27 protein-coding genes are annotated in these 20,612 nt (G+C 73.5%); 13 read left to right on the forward strand and 14 right to left on the reverse strand.

What is annotated here, in order from left to right:
- The first annotated feature begins 36 nt into the window (after positions 1-36).
- The 7 genes from ACY3FI_RS11750 (at position 37) to ACY3FI_RS11780 (ending at position 5,497) form a co-directional block, all read left to right on the forward strand.
- Complete coding sequence (locus ACY3FI_RS11750; protein WP_462547712.1) at positions 37-435, forward strand: DoxX family protein; 399 nt, start codon at positions 37-39, stop codon at positions 433-435.
- A complete protein-coding gene (locus ACY3FI_RS11755; protein WP_462547713.1) occupies positions 432-1,220 on the forward strand; it encodes a YqjF family protein in 789 nt (262 codons plus the stop codon). Before ACY3FI_RS11750 ends, ACY3FI_RS11755 begins: the two co-directional genes overlap by 4 nt.
- Positions 1,217-1,729 (forward strand): DUF1810 domain-containing protein, encoded by a 513-nt coding sequence (locus tag ACY3FI_RS11760; RefSeq protein WP_462547714.1) that lies wholly within the window; start codon positions 1,217-1,219, stop codon positions 1,727-1,729. The genes ACY3FI_RS11755 and ACY3FI_RS11760 overlap by 4 nt, the downstream gene beginning before the upstream one ends.
- A gap of 106 nt (positions 1,730-1,835) precedes the next feature.
- Positions 1,836-2,486: a GntR family transcriptional regulator gene (locus ACY3FI_RS11765; RefSeq protein ID WP_462547715.1), complete on the forward strand. Its 651-nt coding sequence runs from the start codon at positions 1,836-1,838 to the stop codon at positions 2,484-2,486.
- Between the two features lie 173 nt (positions 2,487-2,659).
- Positions 2,660-3,121: a MarR family winged helix-turn-helix transcriptional regulator gene (locus tag ACY3FI_RS11770; RefSeq protein ID WP_462547717.1), complete on the forward strand. Its 462-nt coding sequence runs from the start codon at positions 2,660-2,662 to the stop codon at positions 3,119-3,121.
- Positions 3,122-3,387: 266 nt separating this feature from the next.
- Positions 3,388-4,272 (forward strand): aggregation-promoting factor C-terminal-like domain-containing protein, encoded by an 885-nt coding sequence (locus ACY3FI_RS11775; protein WP_462547718.1) that lies wholly within the window; start codon positions 3,388-3,390, stop codon positions 4,270-4,272.
- A 73-nt stretch (positions 4,273-4,345) separates the two neighbouring features.
- Positions 4,346-5,497: a low temperature requirement protein A gene (locus ACY3FI_RS11780; RefSeq protein WP_462547719.1), complete on the forward strand. Its 1,152-nt coding sequence runs from the start codon at positions 4,346-4,348 to the stop codon at positions 5,495-5,497.
- Positions 5,498-5,561: 64 nt separating this feature from the next.
- Here the strand turns inward: ACY3FI_RS11780 and ACY3FI_RS11785 are convergent, their stop codons facing one another.
- The 4 genes from ACY3FI_RS11785 to ACY3FI_RS11800 are packed head-to-tail and all read right to left on the reverse strand — an operon-like array spanning position 5,562 to position 7,197.
- Entirely contained in the window at positions 5,562-5,870 is a 309-nt protein-coding gene (locus tag ACY3FI_RS11785; protein ID WP_462547720.1) for a hypothetical protein, read from the reverse strand.
- On the reverse strand, positions 5,867-6,490 hold the full coding sequence (locus ACY3FI_RS11790) for a hypothetical protein (protein WP_462547721.1): 624 nt from the start codon (positions 6,488-6,490) through the stop codon (positions 5,867-5,869). The genes ACY3FI_RS11785 and ACY3FI_RS11790 overlap by 4 nt, the downstream gene beginning before the upstream one ends.
- A complete protein-coding gene (locus ACY3FI_RS11795) occupies positions 6,487-7,038 on the reverse strand; it encodes an RNA polymerase sigma factor (RefSeq protein ID WP_462547722.1) in 552 nt (183 codons plus the stop codon). The genes ACY3FI_RS11790 and ACY3FI_RS11795 overlap by 4 nt, the downstream gene beginning before the upstream one ends.
- Positions 7,039-7,047: 9 nt before the next feature.
- The gene (locus tag ACY3FI_RS11800) at positions 7,048-7,197 is read right to left on the reverse strand and encodes a hypothetical protein (RefSeq protein WP_462547723.1); all 150 of its coding nucleotides are present in this window, start codon (positions 7,195-7,197) and stop codon (positions 7,048-7,050) included.
- Positions 7,198-7,387: 190 nt separating this feature from the next.
- Between ACY3FI_RS11800 and ACY3FI_RS11805 the strand changes: the two genes are divergently transcribed.
- The gene (locus ACY3FI_RS11805) at positions 7,388-8,029 is read left to right on the forward strand and encodes an MOSC domain-containing protein (RefSeq protein WP_462547724.1); all 642 of its coding nucleotides are present in this window, start codon (positions 7,388-7,390) and stop codon (positions 8,027-8,029) included.
- Positions 8,030-8,064: 35 nt separating this feature from the next.
- Here the strand turns inward: ACY3FI_RS11805 and ACY3FI_RS11810 are convergent, their stop codons facing one another.
- Positions 8,065-8,442 carry an MmcQ/YjbR family DNA-binding protein gene (locus ACY3FI_RS11810; RefSeq protein WP_462547725.1) on the reverse strand — a complete coding sequence of 126 codons (378 nt, stop codon included), beginning with the start codon at positions 8,440-8,442 and terminating at the stop codon, positions 8,065-8,067.
- Positions 8,443-8,564: 122 nt separating this feature from the next.
- Between ACY3FI_RS11810 and ACY3FI_RS11815 the strand changes: the two genes are divergently transcribed.
- Positions 8,565-8,867: an excalibur calcium-binding domain-containing protein gene (locus tag ACY3FI_RS11815; RefSeq protein ID WP_462547726.1), complete on the forward strand. Its 303-nt coding sequence runs from the start codon at positions 8,565-8,567 to the stop codon at positions 8,865-8,867.
- A 143-nt stretch (positions 8,868-9,010) separates the two neighbouring features.
- Here ACY3FI_RS11815 and epsC read toward each other — a convergent pair whose 3' ends face one another.
- From epsC to ACY3FI_RS11830, 3 genes are all read right to left on the reverse strand, one after another.
- Positions 9,011-9,595 carry a serine O-acetyltransferase EpsC gene (gene epsC, locus ACY3FI_RS11820; RefSeq protein ID WP_462547727.1) on the reverse strand — a complete coding sequence of 195 codons (585 nt, stop codon included), beginning with the start codon at positions 9,593-9,595 and terminating at the stop codon, positions 9,011-9,013.
- On the reverse strand, positions 9,592-10,530 hold the full coding sequence (gene cysK / locus ACY3FI_RS11825) for a cysteine synthase A (protein ID WP_462547728.1): 939 nt from the start codon (positions 10,528-10,530) through the stop codon (positions 9,592-9,594). Before cysK ends, epsC begins: the two co-directional genes overlap by 4 nt.
- Before the next feature lie 245 nt (positions 10,531-10,775).
- On the reverse strand, positions 10,776-11,810 hold the full coding sequence (locus tag ACY3FI_RS11830; RefSeq protein WP_462547729.1) for a dipeptidase: 1,035 nt from the start codon (positions 11,808-11,810) through the stop codon (positions 10,776-10,778).
- A 45-nt stretch (positions 11,811-11,855) separates the two neighbouring features.
- On the opposite strand from ACY3FI_RS11830, the gene ACY3FI_RS11835 reads away from it, so the two are divergent.
- Together ACY3FI_RS11835 and ACY3FI_RS11840 are read left to right on the forward strand one after the other, a co-directional pair.
- Positions 11,856-12,431, forward strand: coding sequence for a GNAT family N-acetyltransferase (locus tag ACY3FI_RS11835; protein ID WP_462547731.1), 576 nt, complete (start codon positions 11,856-11,858; stop codon positions 12,429-12,431).
- Positions 12,428-12,886 carry an SRPBCC family protein gene (locus tag ACY3FI_RS11840; RefSeq protein WP_462547732.1) on the forward strand — a complete coding sequence of 153 codons (459 nt, stop codon included), beginning with the start codon at positions 12,428-12,430 and terminating at the stop codon, positions 12,884-12,886. Before ACY3FI_RS11835 ends, ACY3FI_RS11840 begins: the two co-directional genes overlap by 4 nt.
- Before the next feature lie 40 nt (positions 12,887-12,926).
- Here ACY3FI_RS11840 and ACY3FI_RS11845 read toward each other — a convergent pair whose 3' ends face one another.
- Positions 12,927-13,661, reverse strand: a complete 735-nt coding sequence (locus ACY3FI_RS11845) for an aspartate/glutamate racemase family protein (RefSeq protein ID WP_462547733.1) — start codon at positions 13,659-13,661, stop codon at positions 12,927-12,929.
- A gap of 14 nt (positions 13,662-13,675) precedes the next feature.
- Entirely contained in the window at positions 13,676-15,238 is a 1,563-nt protein-coding gene (locus tag ACY3FI_RS11850; RefSeq protein WP_462547734.1) for an NCS1 family nucleobase:cation symporter-1, read from the reverse strand.
- 272 nt (positions 15,239-15,510) lie between these two features.
- Here ACY3FI_RS11850 and ACY3FI_RS11855 point away from each other — a divergent pair, with 272 nt between their 5' ends.
- Positions 15,511-16,068: a VOC family protein gene (locus ACY3FI_RS11855; protein WP_462547735.1), complete on the forward strand. Its 558-nt coding sequence runs from the start codon at positions 15,511-15,513 to the stop codon at positions 16,066-16,068.
- 60 nt (positions 16,069-16,128) lie between these two features.
- Here ACY3FI_RS11855 and ACY3FI_RS11860 read toward each other — a convergent pair whose 3' ends face one another.
- The 3 genes from ACY3FI_RS11860 to ACY3FI_RS11870 all read right to left on the reverse strand — a co-directional run bounded on the left by ACY3FI_RS11860 (position 16,129) and on the right by ACY3FI_RS11870 (position 18,986).
- A complete protein-coding gene (locus ACY3FI_RS11860; RefSeq protein ID WP_462547736.1) occupies positions 16,129-16,851 on the reverse strand; it encodes a VIT1/CCC1 transporter family protein in 723 nt (240 codons plus the stop codon).
- A gap of 87 nt (positions 16,852-16,938) precedes the next feature.
- Positions 16,939-17,460 carry a GNAT family N-acetyltransferase gene (locus ACY3FI_RS11865; RefSeq protein WP_462547737.1) on the reverse strand — a complete coding sequence of 174 codons (522 nt, stop codon included), beginning with the start codon at positions 17,458-17,460 and terminating at the stop codon, positions 16,939-16,941.
- A 122-nt stretch (positions 17,461-17,582) separates the two neighbouring features.
- Entirely contained in the window at positions 17,583-18,986 is a 1,404-nt protein-coding gene (locus tag ACY3FI_RS11870) for an LLM class flavin-dependent oxidoreductase (protein ID WP_462547738.1), read from the reverse strand.
- A 169-nt stretch (positions 18,987-19,155) separates the two neighbouring features.
- On the opposite strand from ACY3FI_RS11870, the gene ACY3FI_RS11875 reads away from it, so the two are divergent.
- Positions 19,156-20,127, forward strand: coding sequence for a hypothetical protein (locus ACY3FI_RS11875; RefSeq protein ID WP_462547739.1), 972 nt, complete (start codon positions 19,156-19,158; stop codon positions 20,125-20,127).
- A 19-nt stretch (positions 20,128-20,146) separates the two neighbouring features.
- Here the strand turns inward: ACY3FI_RS11875 and ACY3FI_RS11880 are convergent, their stop codons facing one another.
- Positions 20,147-20,596, reverse strand: a complete 450-nt coding sequence (locus ACY3FI_RS11880) for a DUF6234 family protein (RefSeq protein ID WP_462547740.1) — start codon at positions 20,594-20,596, stop codon at positions 20,147-20,149.
- Positions 20,597-20,612 lie beyond the last annotated feature (16 nt).

A 20,612-nucleotide genomic window follows, 5' to 3' on the forward strand; every position in this document is an offset into this window, starting at 1 on the left:
CGAGCGCGCCGGGGCCACCGCGGGCACGATGGGTCCATGCGACGACGCGAGCGCGCCCGCCGCGCCACCCGCACCGCCGGCTTGCTGGCCGTGCTGCTGGGCGGCGCCGGGGTGACCCACTTCCTCCGCCCACGCGGCTACGACCGCATCGTCCCCGACGGTCTGCCACCGCGCCTGACGACGGTCGTCTCGGGTGTCGCCGAGCTGGGCATCGCCGTGGGCCTCGCCCTCCCGGCCACCCGCCGGACCGCCGGCTGGGCCGCCGCGGCGCTCTTCCTCGCGGTGTTCCCCGCGAACGTGAAGATGGCGCAGGACGTGCTCGACAGCCCGCGGACCGGGCGCGCGATGCGCCTCGTGTCCGTGCTGCGGTTGCCGCTGCAGGCACCGCTCGTCGCCTGGGCCGTGCGCGTCGGCCGGCACGCGCCGAAGCCGTGACCGACCCCGAACGGACGCGGGCCACGGTGCCGCTGGTGCACCGGCCCGTCACCGTGCACGCGTGGGAGGACATCGTGTTCGCGCACTGGCGCCGCGAGCCCGCTGCGCTCGCCGGCCTCGTCCCGCCCGGCACCCGACCCGACGTGGTCGACGGCAGCGCGTGGATCGGCCTGAGCGCGTACGTCTTCCGCGAGACGCGCGTCCCGCCCTTCCCGCCGTCGCGTCGACTCGGCTCGATGACCGAGGTCACCATCGAGGTCCTGACGGTGGACGACGCCGGTCGGCGTGGTGTCGCCTACCGCACGGTCGACACCGCGAACGTGCCCGCGATCGTCGCCGCGCATGCGCTGCTGGGTGTGCCGTACACGTTCGCGCACGCTCGCGCTCGACGGCGCGGCGACACGATCGAGCACCGGTCCGTCCGGCATCCGGCCCGGAAGGCGCTCGCCCTGGCCCGCACGGGTGCCGGCTTGGGCCGGTCGGGAGGCGCGGTGCGGCCCCGGCACGACGCCACCGTGCGCGTCGTGGCCGGAGCGGTCGTCGAGTCCCCGCTGGCGGCGGACCTCACCACCCGACAGGGCATCCACGCCCGCCTGCTCGCGCAGACGCTGTTCTGGCAACGCCAGCACCCGCCGCTCACCGTCCGGTCGGCGACGCTCGAGCGGCTCGGAGGCGACCTGCCCTCGGCGGTCGGGGTGCCCGGGCTGTTCGACCGTGTGCCGGACTCGCTCCTCGTGGTGGACGGCACGACGGTCCGGTACGGCTTCGGGGACGTGGTCCGGTGAGCGGGCGCGGCGGCCTGCCGGACGGTGACGGCACGGACCGCGACGGCTCAGGCGACCACTCGGGCCGCGGCCGCGGGGGACGCGACCGGTTCGACCTCGACCGCTTCGTCCGTGCCCAGGAGGGGGTGCTCGACACCGCGCTCGACGAACTGCGCCGTGGCCGGAAGTCCTCGCACTGGATGTGGTTCGTGTTCCCCCAGCTCGCCGGCCTCGGGCGCAGCAGCACCGCCCAGCACTACGGCGTGCAGGGACTCGCCGAGGCCCGGGCGTACCTCGCCCACCCGGTCCTCGGACCCCGGCTCGTGACGGCGGCCGAGGTGGCCGCCGCCGCTCCCGCGCCCTCCGCCGACGCCCTGCTCGGCGGGATCGACGCCATGAAGCTGCGCTCCTCGATGACGCTGTTCGCCCGTGCCGCCGACGACCCGGGCCCGTTCCGCGCCGTGCTCGACCGGTGGTTCGACGGCACCGAGGACCCGGTCACCGTGCGACTCCTGGACGACCTCGAGTGACGAGTACACGACCGGTGGTACATCAGGTACGGTGAGCGGTGCGTCCGCGCGCGGGTCGGCGGGCGCCCACCCGACCGTCCCCGGTCCCGACGCAGGAAGCAGCAGCATGCCGGTCCCCACCAGTGCACCGACGGAGCACCAGCTCCTCCGCGACACCGTCCGCCACAAGATCCACGCGGCGATCATGGACGGCACGCTCGAACCAGGGGAACGGCTCAACGACGACGAGCTCATCGCCTGGCTCGGCGTCTCGCGCACCCCGATCCGCGAGGCCCTGAGCCAGCTCGCCCGGGCGGGACTCATCGAGATGGCGCCGAACCGGTACACCCGGGTCACGACGCCCGACCCCGACGACGTCGTCGAGGCGCTGCAGACCCTCGGCGTGCTCTTCGGCGGGGTCGTCCGGCTCGCGGTGCCCCGGCTCGGCGAGCGCGCGAAGCAGGAGATCCTCGACCAGCTCGACGTCACGATCGCCGAGCTCGAGGCGCACGACGTCGCCGCGGTGAACCGCGACGCACTCGCCGTGTTCGGCCGGTACGTCGCCGAGTGCGGCAACGAGAACCTGCAGCGCGTGTGCCGTGACACCACCGACGGCCTGGCGTTCCGCCTCCGGTTGCCGAACCTCGACCAACTCGTCGACTGGGACCGGATGACCGCCGACTTCCGCCGCCTGCGCGAGGCCACGGCCGCCGGAGACAACGTCGCGGCGGAGCTCGCGACCGAGTCCATCCACCTGCTCCCCGGCGAGAAGCACTGAGCCGCCTGTCACTCCGTACAGGAACCGCCCGTCCCGCGCTGTCGGGGCGGGCGGTGGTCGTCCACGGAGGCTCCCCGCCGGGCTCGTGACCACGCCGCGCTCGGCGCGTTCGACGCTCGGCGTGACCCGGTAGCATCGGCCGGACCCGACCCGAGAGACGACCCGGAGCAACCATGACCGACCGCCAGCCGGACCGGCCCGAGATCGCCGCACGACTGGCTGCGGCCGTCGGCAGGATCAACCGACGAGCGCGCTCCGACTCGGCCTCGCTCGGGTACGGCATCGTGTCCGCACTCGCGACGATCCAACGCGAGGGCCCCCTGCGCCCGGGCGACCTGTCGCGGATCGAGGTCGTCACGAAGCCGACCATGACGCGCATCCTCACGGAGCTCGAGCAGCGCGGGTTCATCGAACGCGAGGCTGATCCGCGCGACGGTCGTGCCTTCATGGTGAGCGCGACTCCTGCGGGCATCGCGGCGGTCGAGCAGGCCCGCTCGAACCGGACCGGCATCGTCGCTGCCCTGATCGCCGACCTGTCCGCGGCGGACGTCGCCGCCATCGCCGCCGCGCTCGACGCACTCGAGCGGGTCGCCCAGGTCGAGCCCTCCCAGGGAACGCACACCTCGGGGTCCTGATCCGGGCGTTACCGAACCGTTACCGAGGGGTGGACGGACGGTTCTGCCAGCGACCCCGGACGCGGTGCCCAGGCTGACGCGTCATCGTGTCGGCTTCGCCCCGCGACGACCACCCCACGGTCGTCACCGGCGGACGGACGGGCCCCACACCACCGTCCGGTCCTCCCCCGGTTCGCAGGCTCGAGGTCCCTCCACCCGCACGCTCCCCCACACCCGCGTGCCGACGGACCGAGCCCGCACCACGAACCGGCCGACCACCGGAACCGATGACAGGACGCAACACCGACCTCCCCACCACCACCGCATCGACCCGCCGCGAGGCGCTCGACTCCCCCGCACGCCGGGTCCGTCGAGCCCTGCGGCACCGCACGGCCCTCCTCGTCGGCGGCGCGACCGTCGTCGCCCTGGCCGGCGGCATCGCGACCGTCGGCACCCAGCCCGCGATCGGCGAGGCGATCGGCCTGCCCTCCGCGAGCGCCACGAGCGGCCCGGCCCTCGACGGCGTCGCCCTCGACCGGGCCCAGGCCGCTGCGACGATCGCCACGGCGAAGGACGTCATGTCGACCGCGAACGACAAGACCGACACCCGCGTGCTCGAGCGTCGCGTCGACGCCCTCGCCGACTACGGGCAGCTGTCCGGCGGTGCCATCTCGGCGCGGATCTCCTCCACCGTCGACGCCACCGCTGCCGTCGCGGACGCCAGTGCCACGCAGGACAAGCGGGACGCCGACGCGGAGGCCGCCGCGGCAGCCGCCGCCCAGCGTGCCGCCGCCGCAGCGAAGCGCGCCGCCGCCGAGCGCGCCGCCGCCGCCGAGGCAGCCCGTGCGCTGGCCGCCGGCAACACCGTCGCCGGGGCGAAGGCCACCGCGTCGCGGCTCGCCGCCTCGCAGTACGGCTGGGGCGCCGACCAGTTCGGGTGCCTGAGCAGCCTGTGGACCAAGGAGTCGGGCTGGGACTACCGGGCCGTGAACGCGAACGGCGGCGCGACCGGCATCCCGCAGGCGCTGCCCGGGTCGAAGATGTCCACGATGGGTTCGGACTGGCAGTCGAACGCCACGACGCAGATCCGCTGGGGCCTGCAGTACATCAGCGACGCGTACGGCACCCCGTGCGCGGCATGGGCGCACTCGCAGGCGTCGAACTTCTACTGATCGACGTGGACCACGCACGACGACGGCCCCGAGCGACTCGCTCGGGGCCGTCGTCGTGCGGTAGGCATACCGGGTGACCACCATCGGACTGCGCCGCATGGCCCCGCGGGACCCCGCCGAGGGGCACCGTGCCGCGAGCCCCCTCGAACTGCTCTTCGACCTGGTGTTCGTCGTCGCGGTGGGCTTCGCGGCGTCGAACCTGCACGAGATCGAGGCGGAGGGGCACATCGCCTCCGCCGTCGTCGCCTACGCGTTCGTGTTCTTCGCGATCTGGTGGGCGTGGATCAACTTCACCTGGTTCGCCACGTCGTTCGACACCGACGACTGGTTGTACCGGGTGATGACCCTCGTCCAGATGGCGGGCGTGCTCGTGCTCGCCGCGGGCGTCCACGCGCTCATGGTCGACGGCGACCCGGGCGTCGTCGTGTTCGGCTACGTGGTGATGCGCCTCGCCCTCGTCGGCCAGTGGCTGCGCGTCGCGGCCTCATCGCCGCAGTTCCGCCGCACCGCGCTCCGGTACGCCGTCGGGATCGTCGTCGTCCAGGCGCTCTGGTGTGCCGCGCTGCTGCTGCCGCACGGCCTCCTGCAGACCGCGATCCCGGTGCTCATCCTGCTCGAGGTCCTCGTCCCGCCCATCGCCGAGAGCGGCAGGGCGCGCACGACGCCGTGGCACACCCGGCACATCGCCGAGCGCTACTCCCTGTTCACGCTCATCGTCCTCGGCGAGGGCCTCGTGGCGTCGGCGAACGCGGTCATCGACGGCATCGCGCACGCGGAGCACCTCGGCTCGCTGCTCGTCCTCGCGGCGGGCGGGCTCGTGGTCGTCGCCGGCCTGTGGTGGATCTACTTCTCCCGCGAGCAGCACGCGCACATCCACTCGCTCCCCACCGCGCTCGTCTTCGGCTACGGCCACTACCTCGTGTTCGCCGCCGCCGGAGCGCTGCCGGCCGGCATCGAGGTGGCGGTGAGTGCAGACGCGGGCGAAGCCGAGCTCGGCCACGCGACCGTCGCGGCGACGATCGCGGTACCGGTCGCCCTGTTCGTGCTGTCGATCTGGGCGCTCGCGCTGCGACCGTCACTGTCGCTCGGACAGAACGTCGCCGTCGTGGCGCTCGCCCTCGCGGTGCTCGGCACGATCGCGCTGCCGGAGGCGTCGCTCGTGCTCACGGCGCTGCTCGTCGCGGCGATCGTGGTGCTCCTGGAGGTCGCCGACCGCAGGCGGTGACCACCCGTCGGGCTGAAGGCACGGGGCGGGCCCGCCCCGCGCCTCCAGCCCGACAGGAGGTCCGTCAGCCGATCCGCGCGACGCGCACGTCGACACGGGACAGCACCAGACCGCGCGACCCGGCGACGGCGAGCGCGGCGACGTGCGCCGCGCGCGCGGTCTCCGGGGCCGGCCGCGACCCGTCCGTCCCGATCACGACCCGGAGCACGTCGTCGTCGAGGACGACCCGCGGCACGGCCGCGTGGCCCACGAGGCTGCGCGCGGCGGCGACCGCGCTGCCGAGCGTCGGCCTGGCGCGGTACAGCTCCGCGACCCCGGGCACCGCGAGCACGGCGTCCTCCACGGCGGTCAGGGTCTCGTCGTCGGGGGTCATGCGCCCTCCTCACCCTCGGTCGTCGGCTCGTGCATCGGCAGCAGGTCCTTCACGACCACGTCCACACGCTCCACGACGAGGTGGGTCTGCGTGGCCAGCTCCTCGGCGACCGCCTGTCGCAACGCGTCGGCGACCGCGTGGACCGTCGACCCGGCACGCACCGCGATCTCCACCACGACGCGGACCGGGGCGCCGAGCACGGTGACGTCGCCCTCCAGTCGGCAGCGGGCGACCAGCGCGTCCGGGACGGCGTCACCGGCGCTGCGGACGAGCGAACGGATCGCCCCCTCGGTGAGCACCGGGCGCTCGGTCGGCGCCTCCGGGCGGAGCGGGACGTCGCGGCCGGCGCGGGCCTCGAGCGAGATGTTCGCGAGCACGCCGCCGATCCAGGACTCGTCCGCGGGCGGCTCCGCGGCCGCTGCGACGTCGAGGGAACCGAGGGTGGACTGCCGGAGCCGGACGATCGCCGCGAGGGCGTTCTGACACGCTGCGGAGTCGTCGATGCTCGGGTCCGGCGGGGTCATTCCGGCGTCGAGGTAGTCCGCGAGCTCGTCGATCGTGTGCCCGTCCAGGTCCTCGGGCTCGAGGGCGTCCAGCCGGACGTCGTCGGGTTCGGTCATCGCCAGGCCTCCATGAGACGGATCATGTTCTTCCTCGCCCGCGACAGCAGGCCCCGCACGGTCGACACCGGGAGGTCCAACTCCTCCGCGATGTCCTCGTAGCGGTACTCGAGCACTTCCTTCATCAGCCAGCAGCGCCGCTGCGCCTCGGGCAGTTCCGCGAGGGCCGTCTCGACCGCCTCCTCGCGCGAGCGGGCCTCCGCCACGCGCTCCGGAGCGTCGTCCGACGGCGCCGCCACCTCGAGCTCGGTGACGTCGTCGTGGTCGCGGCGCGCCCGGATCCGGTCGATGCACTTCCGGCTGAGGATCCGCATGAGCCACGACTTCACGCGGGCACGGTCCTCGAGCCCGTCGAGGCGGCTCCACGCGGTGATGAAGGTCTCCTGGACGACGTCGTCGAGCTCGTCCGTCGATCCCAGCGTCCGGCGCGCGTACGCCCGGAGCAGCGGTGTGTACCGCCGGATGAGGACCTCGAACGCACGGACGTCACCGTCAGACGAGCGGTCCGCGAGGACGGCGTCGTCGAGGTCGGCGAGGGGCTGGTGCACGCGTTCCTTCTACCGGTGACGGGTGAGCGGTGCCTGGGACGGGTGCACGCGGAACGGTCCGACCGGGCGGGTGGTGAGGGCGAGGATGCGGGCCCGCGCGAGCAGGAGGTGCTCGTTCGCGCGGTGGGGTGCACGGGTGGTGCTCGTCGTGTCGGTCATGGTGGCCGTCGTCCTCTCGGTCGTCACGTCTGTGACGGGTCCGAGCGGCCGATCGTCACGCGCGTCGTCGGACGTGGGGCTCAGCACGCCGCCGTCGGACGTCGTGCTCCGCACGTCGCCGTCGGACGTCGTGCTCAGCACGTCGCCGTCGGACGTCGTGCTCCGCGGTCGGGTACGACAGAGTGGACCCATGCCGCTCGTGACCGCCGTCTGCCGCGTCGACCGTCTGCTGCCCGACTCCGGCATCATCGGCGTCACCGCGATCGACAAGCGCCCCGTCGACGGCCCCGTCCGTGTCCGCCCCCTCGGCCTGTACGCCGACGTGCAGGCGGACCGGAAGCACCACGGCGGGCAGGACCAGGCCGTGTACGCCTACGCCGACGAGGACGCCGAGTACTTCGCGGCAGTGCTCGGCCGCGAGGTCACGCCGGGGCTCTTCGGCGAGAACCTCCGCACGAGCGGGATCGACGTCACCGGCGCCGTCACGGGTGAGCGTTGGCGTGTCGGCACCACGCTCGAACTCGAGGTGACGATCCCCCGGATCCCGTGCGGGACCTTCGCCCGACGCCTGGGGATCCCGGGATGGGTGAAGCGGTTCGCGGCCGAGGGGCGACCCGGTGCGTACCTGCGCGTCCGGCGGTCGGGCCCGGTCGCCGCGGGCGACGCGGTCGAGGTGCTGTACCGGCCCACGCACGGCGTGACCATCGGGCAGCTGTTCACCGGACCCTCGCCCGACCAGGCGCGCGCCGTGCTCGACTCCGGGGAGCGGCTGGCGCCGACGGTCGTCCGAGACCTCTCGAAGGTGCTCGGGCGGGGGTCCACGGCGCGCTGACCGCCACCGCGCGGCCCGGGCGGGGCGGGGGCCGCTCAGTCCCGGCAGCGGGTCGGGTCGTACGGCCGCTTCGCCCGCGGCAGGGCGGCGACGACCAGGTCGTAAGCGTTGGCCACCAGGTCCTCGACGAGGGCTTCGTCGAGACCGTCGCCCGGCGCGAGGGTGATCCAGTGGCGCTTGTTCATGTGCCACCCCGGCGTGATCTCGTCGTGGTCCCGGACGAGGGCGGCAGCGTGCGGCGGGGCGCACTTCGTGTTGACGATCGGGACGCCGCGGAGCTCGGTCACCATCACGAACATCTTCCCGACGACCTTGTAGACGAGGGCGCCCTCGCCGAACGGCTGGGTCTCCTCGACGGCGGGCAGGGCGAGGGCCGTCCGCACCGCGACCTCGTGCAGCACCCGACCGTCCATGCCCCCAGTGTGCCGCACCGATCGCGCACCTCGTTCTGGGGGCGAGGACTCCTCACCGTTCTCGTCGTACGATCACACCGTCACGTACCCGACGTGACCACGATCACCCTCCAGGAGCACCCGTGCGCATCATCCGCACCGTCGGCATCGCCGCCGCGTCGACCGTCCTCGCCGCCTCCGTCGTCCTCGGCGGCACCGCCACCGCGCAGGCGGCACCGACCGTCTACAAGAACTGCACCGCCGTGCAGAAGGTGTACTCCGGCGGCATCGCGAAGAAGGCCGTCACGAAGAACCGTGTCAAGACGAAGACCGGCAAGGTCGAGTACCGCGCGCTCAAGGGCGTCGTCAAGAAGGACGACGCGCTCTACACCGCGAACCGCGGGCTCGACGCGGACGGCGACGGGATCGCCTGCGAGAAGAGCTGACGCGACCGCGTCCGTCCGCCACGCGACCGCGTCCGTCCGCCACGCGACCGCGTCCGTCCGCCACGCGACCGGATGACGGACCGGAGGCACGGTGCCAGCTGGCACCGTGCCTCCGGTCGGTCGTCGGGACGGCGCGCGCCGCGTCAGAGCGGCGGCACGCCCTCGTGCCCGGACCGCGGCCGTGCGGTGCCGGCCACGCCGGTGACGACCGACCCCGCCGGCACGTCCTTGGTGACGACCGTGTTGGCCCCGACGACGGAGTCCGGCCCGACGGTGATGGCGCCGATGAGCGACGACCCCGCACCGAGCACGACACGGTCCCCCACCGCCGGGTGCCGGCGGACCCCGGGGCCGTGCTCGCCCCCACGCCCGCCGAGGGTCACGCCGTGGAAGAGCACGACGTCGTCGCCGATCACGGCGGTCTCCCCGATGACCACACCCATGCCGTGGTCGATGAAGAACCGGCGACCGATGCGCGCTCCCGGGTGGATCTCGATGCCCGTGAGCGACCGCGCGACCTGTGCGACGACGCGCGCCGCGGCACGCGAACCGGGCAGCCCGCGCGCGAGCCAGAGCCGGTGGGTCAGCCGGTAGGTCCAGATGGCGTGCAACCCCGAGTAGACGATCGCGTTCTCGAGGTCGCCCCGAGCCGCGGGGTCACCGCGGCGTGCTGCGGCGAGGTCCTCGCGGACCGTCCGCAGCACGCCGCGTCGGACGGCTCGCGTCACGCAGTGAGCCCCTCGAAGAGGACCGTGGACAGGTAGCGCTCACCGGTGTCGCACACGATCGCGACGACGCGCTTGCCCGCGTTCTCCGGACGCGCCGCGATCTCCACTGCGGCGTGGATGATCGCTCCCGAGGAGATGCCGGCGAGGATGCCCTCCTGCGTGCCGAGATCGCGCGCGACCCGGAGGGCGTCGTCGAGCTCGACGTCGAACACCTCGTCGATCACGTCGCGGTCGAGGACCTCGGGCACGAAGTTCGCGCCGATCCCCTGGATCTTGTGCGGGCCGGCCTTGCCCTCGGTGAGCAGGGGCGAGTCCTTCGGCTCCACCGCGACGATGTGCACGCCGGGCACCCGCTCCTTGAGCACCTGGCCGACGCCCGTGATGGTGCCGCCGGTCCCGACGCCCGCGACGAACACGTCGACGTGGCCCTCGGTGTCGCGCAGGATCTCCTCCGCGGTCGTCTTCCGGTGGATCGCGGCGTTCGCCGGGGTCTCGAACTGGTGTGCGAGGACGGCGCCGGGCGTCTCCTCGACGATCTGGGCGGCCTTCGCGACCGCGCCCTTCATGCCCTCGGAGCCCGGCGTCAGGACGATCTCGGCGCCGAACGCGCGGATCAGGGCCCGACGCTCGACGCTCATCGTCTCCGGCATCGTGATGACGACCCGGTAGCCGCGGGCCGCACCGACCAGCGCGAGCGCGATGCCGGTGTTGCCGGAGGACCCCTCGACGATCGTGCCGCCGGGGCGCAGCTCGCCGGACTGTTCGGCCGCGTCGACGATCGCGACGCCGAGCCGGTCCTTCACGCTGGAGCCCGGGTTGTAGAACTCGAGCTTCGCGAGGACCTCGGCGCCGTCCGCCTTCGGCAGGCGGTTGAGGCGGACCAGGGGCGTGTTGCCGAACGCCTGCGAGATGTTGTCGTAGATGGTGCCGCTCATCCGTTCCGTCCTCTTCGGGTCAGGGTCCGCGCCCCCGCCGTCGGGGGCACGCTGCGCGCCTGCGATCCTACCGAGCGCGCCCGGTCGGGCCCTGTCCGATGACGCTTCGTCTCCGGGTCAGGTGCCGAGGAGCGCGCGGCGCAGCTGGGCTTCGGTGGGGTCCTCGTCCATCGTCCGATCGTGGACGCCGGTGCACGCTCGGGACGAGTCCCACGTCCGCACGGCGCCCGCGAGCGGAACCGCGCCTACCCCGCCGTCGCCCGGAGGAACCGCTCGTCGGTCGCCTCGAGCACCCGCAGCACGTTCCCGCCCGCCAGCGCACGCAGGTCCGCCTCGCCCCACCCCCGACGTCGCAGCTCCTCCGCCAGCACCGGGTACCGGGACACGTCGACGAGGTCCGGCGGGAGCACGGGGGTGCCGTCGTAGTCGCCGCCGAGCCCGAGGTGCGCGACCCCGGCGACCTGGCGGGCGTGGTCGACGTGGTCGGCGACGTCGCCGACGGTCACGAGCGGGGGCTCCCCCTCCGAGCCGGCCTCCTCCCAGTGCGCCCACGCCCGCGAGACGAACTTCGGGACGAACGTGACCATGACGACGCCCCCGTTGTCGGCGAGGCGTGCGAGCACGTCGTCGGGCACGTTGCGGGGGTGGTCGTCGATCGCGACGGTCGACGAGTGGCTGAACACGACCGGGGCCGTGGCGATGTCGAGGGTGTCGCGCATGGTGGTGGGCGCGGTGTGGGACAGGTCGACGAGCATGCCGAGGCGCTCCATCTCGGCGACGACCTGGCGTCCGCGGTCGGCGAGTCCGCCGTGCGCGCGGGCGCCCGTTGCCGAGTCGGCCCAGGAGGTGTCGTCGTTGTGGGTGAGCGTCATGTACCGGACGCCGAGCCGGGCGAAGGAGCGCAGGACGGCGAGGTCGTCGCCGATCGCATGCCCGCCCTCGGCACCGAGCAGCGAGGCGATGCGGCCGTCGGCCACGGCAGCCCGCACGTCGGCGGCGGTCCGGGCGAACGCGAGGTCCTCCGGGTAGCGGGCGACGATCCGGCGGGCGGTGTCGATCTGCTGCAGGGTCGTCCGCACCGGGTCCGGGTCGTCGGAGGGCACGAACACCGACCAGAACTGCCCGACGACCCCGCCCCGCCGGAGCTTCGGCAGGTCGGTGTGCAGCGAGCCCTCCTCGGAGTCGATCCCCTCGACACCGGAGTCGTGGGTCTCGCGGCGCTCCCAGGGCAGGTCGTTGTGGCCGTCGATGACCGGGAAGGCGAGGGAGTCGAACGTCATGCCACCGACGGTACCGGCCGGGGCGCCGCTCACTAGGCTCGGCATGTGCACCCCGTCACGCTCCGCACCGACCGTCTCGTGCTCTCCGTCCCCACCGCCGCGGACGCCGACGACGTGGTGGCCTACGCGAACGACCCCGACGTCATCGCCTTCACCCCGGTGCCGGTGCCGTACGGACACGCCGAGGCACGGCACTGGATCGAGGAGGTCGTGGCCACCGGCTGGCGGGACGACACCCGCTACGAGTTCGGCGTCCGCCGGGCCGACGACCTCCGGCTGCTCGGCACGATCGGCTTGTTCGGACTCTCGGACGGCACCGCCGAGATCGGCTACGCCGTGCACCCCGACGGTCGCGGTCACGGCTACGTCACCGAGGCGGCCGACCGTGTCCTCGCGTGGGCCTTCGCGCCTCCGCCCGAGGGGCTCGGTCTGGTGCGCGTCCAGTGGCGCGCGCTCGCCGACAACCCCGCCTCCGCCGCCGTCGCGCAGCGCCTCGGCATGACCTACGAGGGCACACGGCGCTCCGGCAGCCTGCACCGCGGTCGTCGGCACGACGAGTTGACCGCGGCCGTCCTCCGTGACGACGACCGCTCGCGTCCGACCGTCTGGCCCGCGTCGTGACCGTCTCGTTCCGCGTCGTCACCGCGCTGCCCGTCCCGCCCGAGCGGGCCTTCGCCCTGTCGCTCGACATCGGCGCGCACGAGCGCTCGATGGCCGCGTCCGGCGAGCGCGCGGTCGCCGGCACGACGACCGGAACCATCGGCCTCGGCGAGACGGTGACGTGGCGCGCGCGGCACTTCGGCATCGTCTGGCGGATGACGAGTGCGGTCACCGCACTGGAGGCGCCCCACCGGTTCGTCGACGAACAGGTGCGTGGACCGTTCGCCCGGTTCCACCACGAGCACCGCTTCGAGCGATCGGCCGGCGGGACGCGCATGGTCGACGACATCACGTTCCGTGCGCCGTTCGGCCCGCTGGGCCGGCTCGCCGAGCGGGTCGCGCTGGCGCGCTACCTGCCGCGGCTCATCGCGGAGCGCAACGCGTCGCTGCGCGACGAGCTCACCGCGACGCGCTGACCGGCAGGCTGGCGGGCCGTTCGGCCCGGGGCAGCCCCCGTCAGGGGACGAGGGCGAACCCGGCGAGCAGCCCGGCCATCGGCTTCGGCGGCGGCGGCGCGTACTCCCCCGCCGTGCTCGTCGCGAGGCCGAGGCGCACGAGCGACTCGGCGAGCACCGTCGCCGCGGCGACGCCGTCGACCACCGGCACCCCGACCGCCCGCGACACCTCGGCGCAGAAGTCCGCCATGCCGGCGCAGCCGAGGACGATCGCTTCGGCGCCCCCGGTGACGGCCGCGTGGCACTCGGCGACGACGAGCGCCCGAGCGTCGGACCCCCGGTCGTCGAGGTCGAGGACCGGCACCTCGCACGCCCGGACCTCGGTCAGCCGGGCCGCGAACCCGGCCCGTTCCGCCAGCTCCCACGCGCGCCCGGTCGTCCGGCCGAGGGTCGTGACGACGGCGAAGCGCCGGGCGACGAGGGCGGCCGCGTGGTACCCGGCCTCCGCGATCCCGACGACGGGCCCGCGGGCGAGCTCCCGGGCCGCGTCGAGGCCCGGGTCACCGAAGCACGCCACGACGTACGCGTCGACGCCCGCCTGCTCCCCCGCCGCGATCTGCTCGAGCAACCCGGGTACGGCGAGCGCCTCCTCGTAGTGGCTCTCGATCGAAGCGGGCCCCATCGTGGGGTTGACCGCCTCGACGACCGTCCCGGGCCCGGCGACGAGGGCTGCAGCTCGCCCGATCGCCGCCGTCATCGACGCACTCGTGTTGGGGTTCACGACCCGGATGTGCACGGCGACGCTCCCGTTCAGGCGCGGCCGGCAGCGGCGCCGTCGTCCACGGTCGGGTCGTCGGCGGCGAGCACGGGCATCGACGGCGAACGGCGCTCGAGGGCCCAGAACACCACCAGGCCGAGGCCACAGCCGATGAACCAGCTGTAGTTGCTGAGCCACGGCACCACGCCGGTCGCCGAGGGCAGGACGGCGCTGGCGACCGAGACGACGCCGGTGAGCAGGAGCGTCCAGAGGGCGTTCGGGTTCCAGCCGCCGCGGTACCAGTACCGGGCGGTCGGGGTCGTCGTGTACAGGTCGTCGACCGCGACCCGCTGCTTCGCGACGAGGTAGTACCCGGCGATCAGGATGCCGAACAGCGGGCCGATGAGCGCCCCGAGGATGCCGAGCGTGTACAGGATCGCCTGGTCGTTGCCGTACCAGTTCCACGGGGTCAGGAGCACGGACCCGACAGCGGCGATCATCCCGCCGGCGCGCCAGCTGATCTTCCGCGGGGCGACGTTCGAGAAGTCGAACGCGGGGCTGATGAAGTTCGCGACGATGTTGATGCCGACCGTCGCGGTCACGAAGGTCAGGCCACCGAGCAGGATCGCGAAGGGGGCGTCGATCGCCTGCACGGTCTGGATCGGGTCGGTGATGAGCTTGCCGAAGACGGGCACGGTGGCGCTCGCGCACAGCACCGTCAGGATCGAGAAGAACAGGAAGTTGACCGGCAGCCCCCAGAAGTTGCCGCGCTTGACTGCCCGGAACGAGCGGCCGTAGCGGGAGAAGTCGCCGAAGTTGAGCATCGGGCCGGAGAAGTAGCTGACCACGATCGCGACCGCGGACAGCATCACCGGGATCGAGGCGCCGAACGACATCGGCTCGCCGGTGTGCAGCGTGAGCGAGATGTTGCCGATGCCCGCCTTCGCGACGAGGTACACGGTGAGCGCGATCATCACGACGTAGACGGCGGGTCCGGCCCAGTCGATGAACCGTCGGATGGCCTCCATGCCCATCGAGAACAGGGCGGCCTGCGCCACCCAGAGGATCGCGTAGGAGATCCAGCCGAGCGCCGACAGCCCGAGGAAAGAGTGGTCGAGCAGCGCGGCCGACCCCGGCACGAACTTCAGGAAGACGATGTTGAGCGACTGCGCCGCGAGGAAGGTCTGCACGCCGTACCAGGCCATGGCGATGAGCCCGCGGATGACGGCGGGGACGTTCGCGCCGATCACGCCGAAGACCGCGCGGTTGATGACCGGGTAGGGCACACCCGTGCGCTGGGACGGCTTCGCCACGAGGTTCGCGAACACCTGGACGACGAGGATGCCGACCACGAGGGCGACGAGCACCTGCCAGCTCGCGATGCCGAGCGCGAAGAGGGATCCGGCGGTGACGTACCCACCGACCGAGTGCACGTCCGACATCCAGAACGCGAAGATGTTGTAGCTCGTCCAGCGCTGTTCGCGCAGGGGTGCGAGGTCCTCGTTCGTCAGGGCCGGGTCGTACCCGGGCTTGACGAGCCCGGCACCGGCCCGGGCGGTGGACCCGTGGGGCGGCGTGTCGGGTGTGGCGACCGGCGTCGGGGTTGCTGTGACCAAGGCGTCCTCCGTGGGTGACCGGCGGGCGTTCCCCCGCTCGGGTCCGACGCTAGGGAGGCCGTTCGCCCCCACCGTTTCCCTCGTGTGACGAGTGTGTGACGCGACCGAGGACTCGGAACGATCGTTCCGGGACCGATGTCTGACGAGGCGAGCGACGGCTCCCAGCGAACCGTGACTGTGGGCCGTCACAGGGTCTGCGGCTTGCCGCACCGATGTCGCACCGGGCGCAGGATCGGGGCCACGCCTCCTCGGACACCTGGATCATCGACATCATGAACAGGGGCATCAGGATCGACCACGTCGGCGTCACGGTTCCGGACGTCGACGCGGCCACGAAGTTCTTCGAGGCGGCGTTCGACGCCGTCGTCCTGTACGACATGCGCTGCCGGACGGAGACCCCGAACGGCACCGCTGAGGCGCACGGGTACCTGGGGATCCCCGGGTCGATGGCGCAGGGCGCGATACGGATGCTGGCACTGCCGGAGGGTCCGGGACTCGAGTTGTTCGAGTACCTCGGGCCGGACCAGCGCGATGCCGCTCATCCGTCCGATCTGGGATGGCAGCACCTGGCGATCTACGTCGACGACCTCGACGAGATGCTCGCACGGGTCGAGGCTGCCGGCGGCACGAGGAACTCGGAGCCCCGTGACCTCCGTGGGCTCGAGGCCGGCGCGGGCAACCGGTTCGTCTACACGCGGACGCCGTGGGGCTCGACGCTCGAACTCGTCAGCTACCCGACACCGCAGCCGTACCTCCTCGTCGCGCCGCGTGCCAAGTGGGCGCCGTGGCCCGACGTCGACCAGGTCGAACTGCTGACCCCCTCGTCCTGACGTGGCAGGGGCGTCCGGATCTCGTCCGGGCGCCCCTGCACGTCACGCTCGGCCGCGGGGTCAGATCGCGTGTGCGCCGAGCAGGGCGCCCGCGACGTAGGTCGCTGCGAGCGCAAGTGCGCCGCCGAGGACCACCCGGACCGCGGCCCGCCCGCGCCGAGCGCCACCGAGCACCGCGCCGGTCGTGCCGGTCGCGGCGAGCGCCACGAGCACCGCGCCCACCGTGACGACCACGCGCACGGACTCCGGCGCGAGCAGCATCGCGAGGAACGGCAGCAGAGCACCCACGGTGAAGGTCGCCGCGGAGACCCAGGCGGCTCGCCACGGGCTGACCACCTCGTCCTCGGCGTCGCGGAGCGCGGCCTCGGCCCGGCGCTGCCGGACCTCGGGGCGCGTGAGCTCGTGGGCGACGGCCTCGGCGACGCCCGGGTCCACGCCGAGCGACCGGTAGTGCTGCGCGAGGGCCGGGGCGTCCTCGGCGTCCGCTTCGAGCTTCGCCTGCTCCGCCGCCTGCCCGGTGCGCTGCGCGTCGCGGGCCCCGCTCACCGAGATGTACTCGCCGAGTGCCATCGAGATCGCGCCACCCACGAGGGCGGCGGTGCCTGCGGCGACGACCGGGCCGGTGCCCGCGCCGGCACCCGCGACGCCGACGAGCACGGCGGCGACGGACACGATGCCGTCGTTCGCGCCGAGCAGCCCGGCGCGGAGCCAGTTGAGCCGGGCGGCGCTTGCGGCGTCGTCGTGCTCGGAGACGGGCAGGGAGAGGTCCGATGCAGTCGACATGACGGCGATCGAACCACACCACGGCCGGTCGCGCCAGCAAGGGAAGGCTGACCTGACCGGGGGTTTCCAGGTGAGGGAAGCCTCACCTCACGCGCTCGCGGCGGCCACCCACGTCCGGGTCGGTCGGCCGCTCAGTGCGTGCGGGAACGCATCGCCGACCGGCCGGAAGCCGGCACTCCGGTACAGGGCGAGCGCCGCCTCGTTGTCGTCGAGGGCATGCAGCTCGCAGGCCGCATGTCCGGCCTGGGCCGCCGCGGCGACCCCGGCGGCGAGCAGCCGGCGACCGACCCCGTGCCCCTGGGCATCGGGCGCGACCGCGAGGAGGCTCAGGTAGGCGGGATGGCCGTCGATCCCGACCGCCGCCGGACCACCACCCGTCCCGGGTGCGGTCACGAGCACGAAGCCCGCCGTCGACCCGTCGGACGTGGTCGCGACGACGAGTGCCACCCGCGGCGCAGCGGTCTTCGCGCGTGCCCGGTCGCGGACCGACGGCGACGCCGGGCTGCCGTCGCGCGCGGCGACCGCTCGCACCCACAGGTCGACGCAGGACGCGTCGAGCTCCGGGTCCACGGTCGCGCCGGCGTTCCGCACGACGAAGGACCCGATCACCCCTCCACCCTAGGGCGACGGGGCCGGGAACCCGCCCGGCTCCGCCGGCACAGTCAGCACAGCCCGCCCGGCTCCGCCGACACAGTCAGCACAGCCCGCCCGGCTCCGCCGGCACGGCTCGCTCAGACCGCCGAGCGCTCCCCCACGCGGAACCCCGCCCCGCGGTGCTCCGCCGGCAGCCGGTCGCCCCGACCGTGCAGCTTGTGCCGCAACGACCCCTCCACGTAGCCCTCCGGGTAGACGCCCCGTGCTCGGAGCTCCGGCACGACGAACTCGATGACGTCCTCCCACGTGCCGGGGGTCACGGCGTAGGCGAGGTTGAACCCGTCGACGTCGGTCTGCTCCTGGATCGCCACGAGCCGGTCCGCGATCGTCGCGCCGCTGCCGACCGTCACCGGACCGAGCCCGCCGATCGCGGTGTGCCGGGCGAGGTCGCGGATGGTCCACGCCGACCCGTCCTCACCGGTGGCGGCGGCGATGTTCGCGGCGGCGGACTGGATCGCGTTCGACTCGACGTCCCCGAGTGGCTCGTCGAGGTCCCACTGCGACAGGTCGACGCCCATCCAGCCGGAGTTGAGCACGAGCGCCCCCTCCTCGGACGCGTACGACAGGTGGTCGCGGTACTTCTCCTGCGCCAGTTCGTCGGTGGCGTCCGTGATCACGGTGAGCAGCGAGTAGACGCGGGCGGCGTACCGGTCGCGACCGGCAGCCTCCAGAGCGTCCCGGACCTTGCGGACCGTCACCGCGAGCTGCTCGACGGTCGGTGCGCCGACGAAGACCGCCTCGGCGTTCTCGCCCGCAAAACGGAGCCCGCGCGGCGAGGCACCCGCCTGGTAGACGACCGGGGTGCGCTGCACGGACGGCTCGGCGAGGTGGATGCCCGGCACGTCGAAGTGCCGGCCGTGGTGCTCGATCGGGTGCACCTTCGTCGGGTCGGTGAAGACGCCGGTCTCGCGGTCCTCGACGACCGCGTCGTCCTCCCACGAGCCCTCCCACAGCTTGTAGAGGACCTCGAGGTACTCGTCGGCGACGTCGTACCGGTCGTCGTGCGACAGCTGGTCGGTCTGTCCCATGTTCCGCGCGGCGCTCGGCAGGTACCCGGTCACGACGTTCCATCCGACGCGCCCCTTCGTCAGGTGGTCGAGCGTCGACATGCGGCGGGCGAACGGGTACGGGTGCTCGTACGCCGTGCCGGCGGTGATCCCGAACCCGAGATGCTCCGTCACCGCGGCCATCGCCGACACGAGCAGGATCGGGTCGTTCACCGGCACCTGCGACCCGGTGCGCAGCGCTGCCTCGTCCGTGCCGCCGTACACGTCGTACGTCCCGAGGACGTCCGCGATGAAGATGCCGTCGAAGGCCCCCCGCTCGAGCAGCTTCGCGAGGTCGGTCCAGTAGGACAGGTCGTTGTAGTGCCGCGACCGGTCGCGCGGGTGCCGCCACAACCCGGAGGACTGGTGCGCGACGCAGTTCATGTCGAACGCGTTGAAGCGGATCTGCCGGGGCTGGTCGGTCGTGTCGGTCACGGCGGCGACGCTACGGCGGCCACAGGCGTCCGTCACGCACCGTGACGATCCGTGACGGTGGGTGCGCGGTGCGGCGACCCGGTCTGGAGGCGCGGCTCGCCGCCGCCCCGGAGGTCGCGTCCCCGGTCGGGGGCTCACGGGCCATGCCCGGCTCCGCCAGGATCGAGGGATGCACCGCACCACCACCGTCGTCCGCGCCGCCCTGGCGGGCACCGCCGCCGGGACCGCCGCCGCGGTCCTCCTCTGGGCCCTGGTGACGGTGGTCACCGTGATCGGCGACGAGTGGACGGCCGCGGAGTCCGCCGCGGCCTCGCTCGCGGTCGCCCCCGTGCTCGTCGTCGGTGCCGGGCTGCTCGGGGCCGGTGTCGGACTCGTCCTCGCCGTGGCCGCTCCGGTCCTGCGCCGCGGCGGTGCACCGGGCGCCCTGGCGCTCGTGGTCGTCGTCCTGCTGGCGTTCGTCGGGTGGGGCACCGCCACGAGCCGGCTCGTGTCGAAGGAGGCGTTCTTCGTGGACCCGGTGGTCTCGTTCGACACCACCGTGCTCGTCGCCGGACTGCTCGGTGCGGTCGCCGGGGCCGGCGTGACCGTCGTCGCAGCGCGGGGTCGTCTGCCGTTGCCGGACGCTCGTGCGGGTCGGACCGTCCTGCTCTGGGTCGTCGTCGGCGCCGTCGTCGGGCTCGCCGCCTGGGAGGTGCGACGGTCCGGCGTCCCGCTGGCGACCGGCATGCCCGCCGACGGGTCGTTCGCCGGCTCGGGCTTCGGCGATCCGGAGCTCTGGCTCGACGTGGAATGGGTGTGGGCGGTCGTCACCGGGGCCTTCGCCGGGTACCTCGTCGCGGTGGTCCAGGTACTGAGCCGCCGGCGCTGGGTCGCCGTGGTCGCCGCTGCCGTCGTCGCCGCGGTCGCCGCCTTCGTCTCGGCACGGACCGGACTCATGTTCCCCGCGCTCGACGCGCAGGCCTTCACGGGGAGGTCCCCGTTCGTGGGCGGGTTCGCGACCTCGGTCGGCCACCTGCCCCTCGGCGCGGTCCTCGTGACCGTCGCGCTCTGGGCGGCCGTGGCCGCGGTCGTCGCCGGAGCCGTGACGACGGCGGCGGCGCGGCTGCGGGACCGCGGAGGGCGCGCCTCCAGACCGGTGTGACGCGAGCCGACGACCGGACTCAGCCGCCGTACTCGGCGCAGCTGTCGGTGCCGCTGTAGCAGGGGTGGTAGTCCGCTGGCAGTGGCCCCGAGCCGCCGTCCTGGTGCCAGCGGCCCTGCGGGACGGAGAACAGGTACCCCGCGACGAGGAGCACCGGCACCATCGTCAGCGCGGTGAAGGCGACCCAGCGGACGCCGGTCCGCACGGCGAGCACGACCGACGCGACCAGCAGCACGCCGGCCGCGACGAGCAGCGCCTCGTAGGTGTGGACGGACGCCGGGGTCTCGTCGGGTCCACCCCAGAGGCGGAACGTCGAGACGAGGTTGGCGAACATCGCCACCGGGACGGCCAGCAGGAGCAGCACGGCGGTGACGGCGAACCGGCGCTCCACCCGGCCGCCGCGGCCACGACGGCGCTCTTCCTGGTGTCGCGCGTACTCCGCGGCGACGCGATCCCCCGCGGTCGTCATGGCGCCAGTGTCACAC

The sequence above is a fragment of the Curtobacterium sp. RM9 genome, assembly GCF_054956955.1.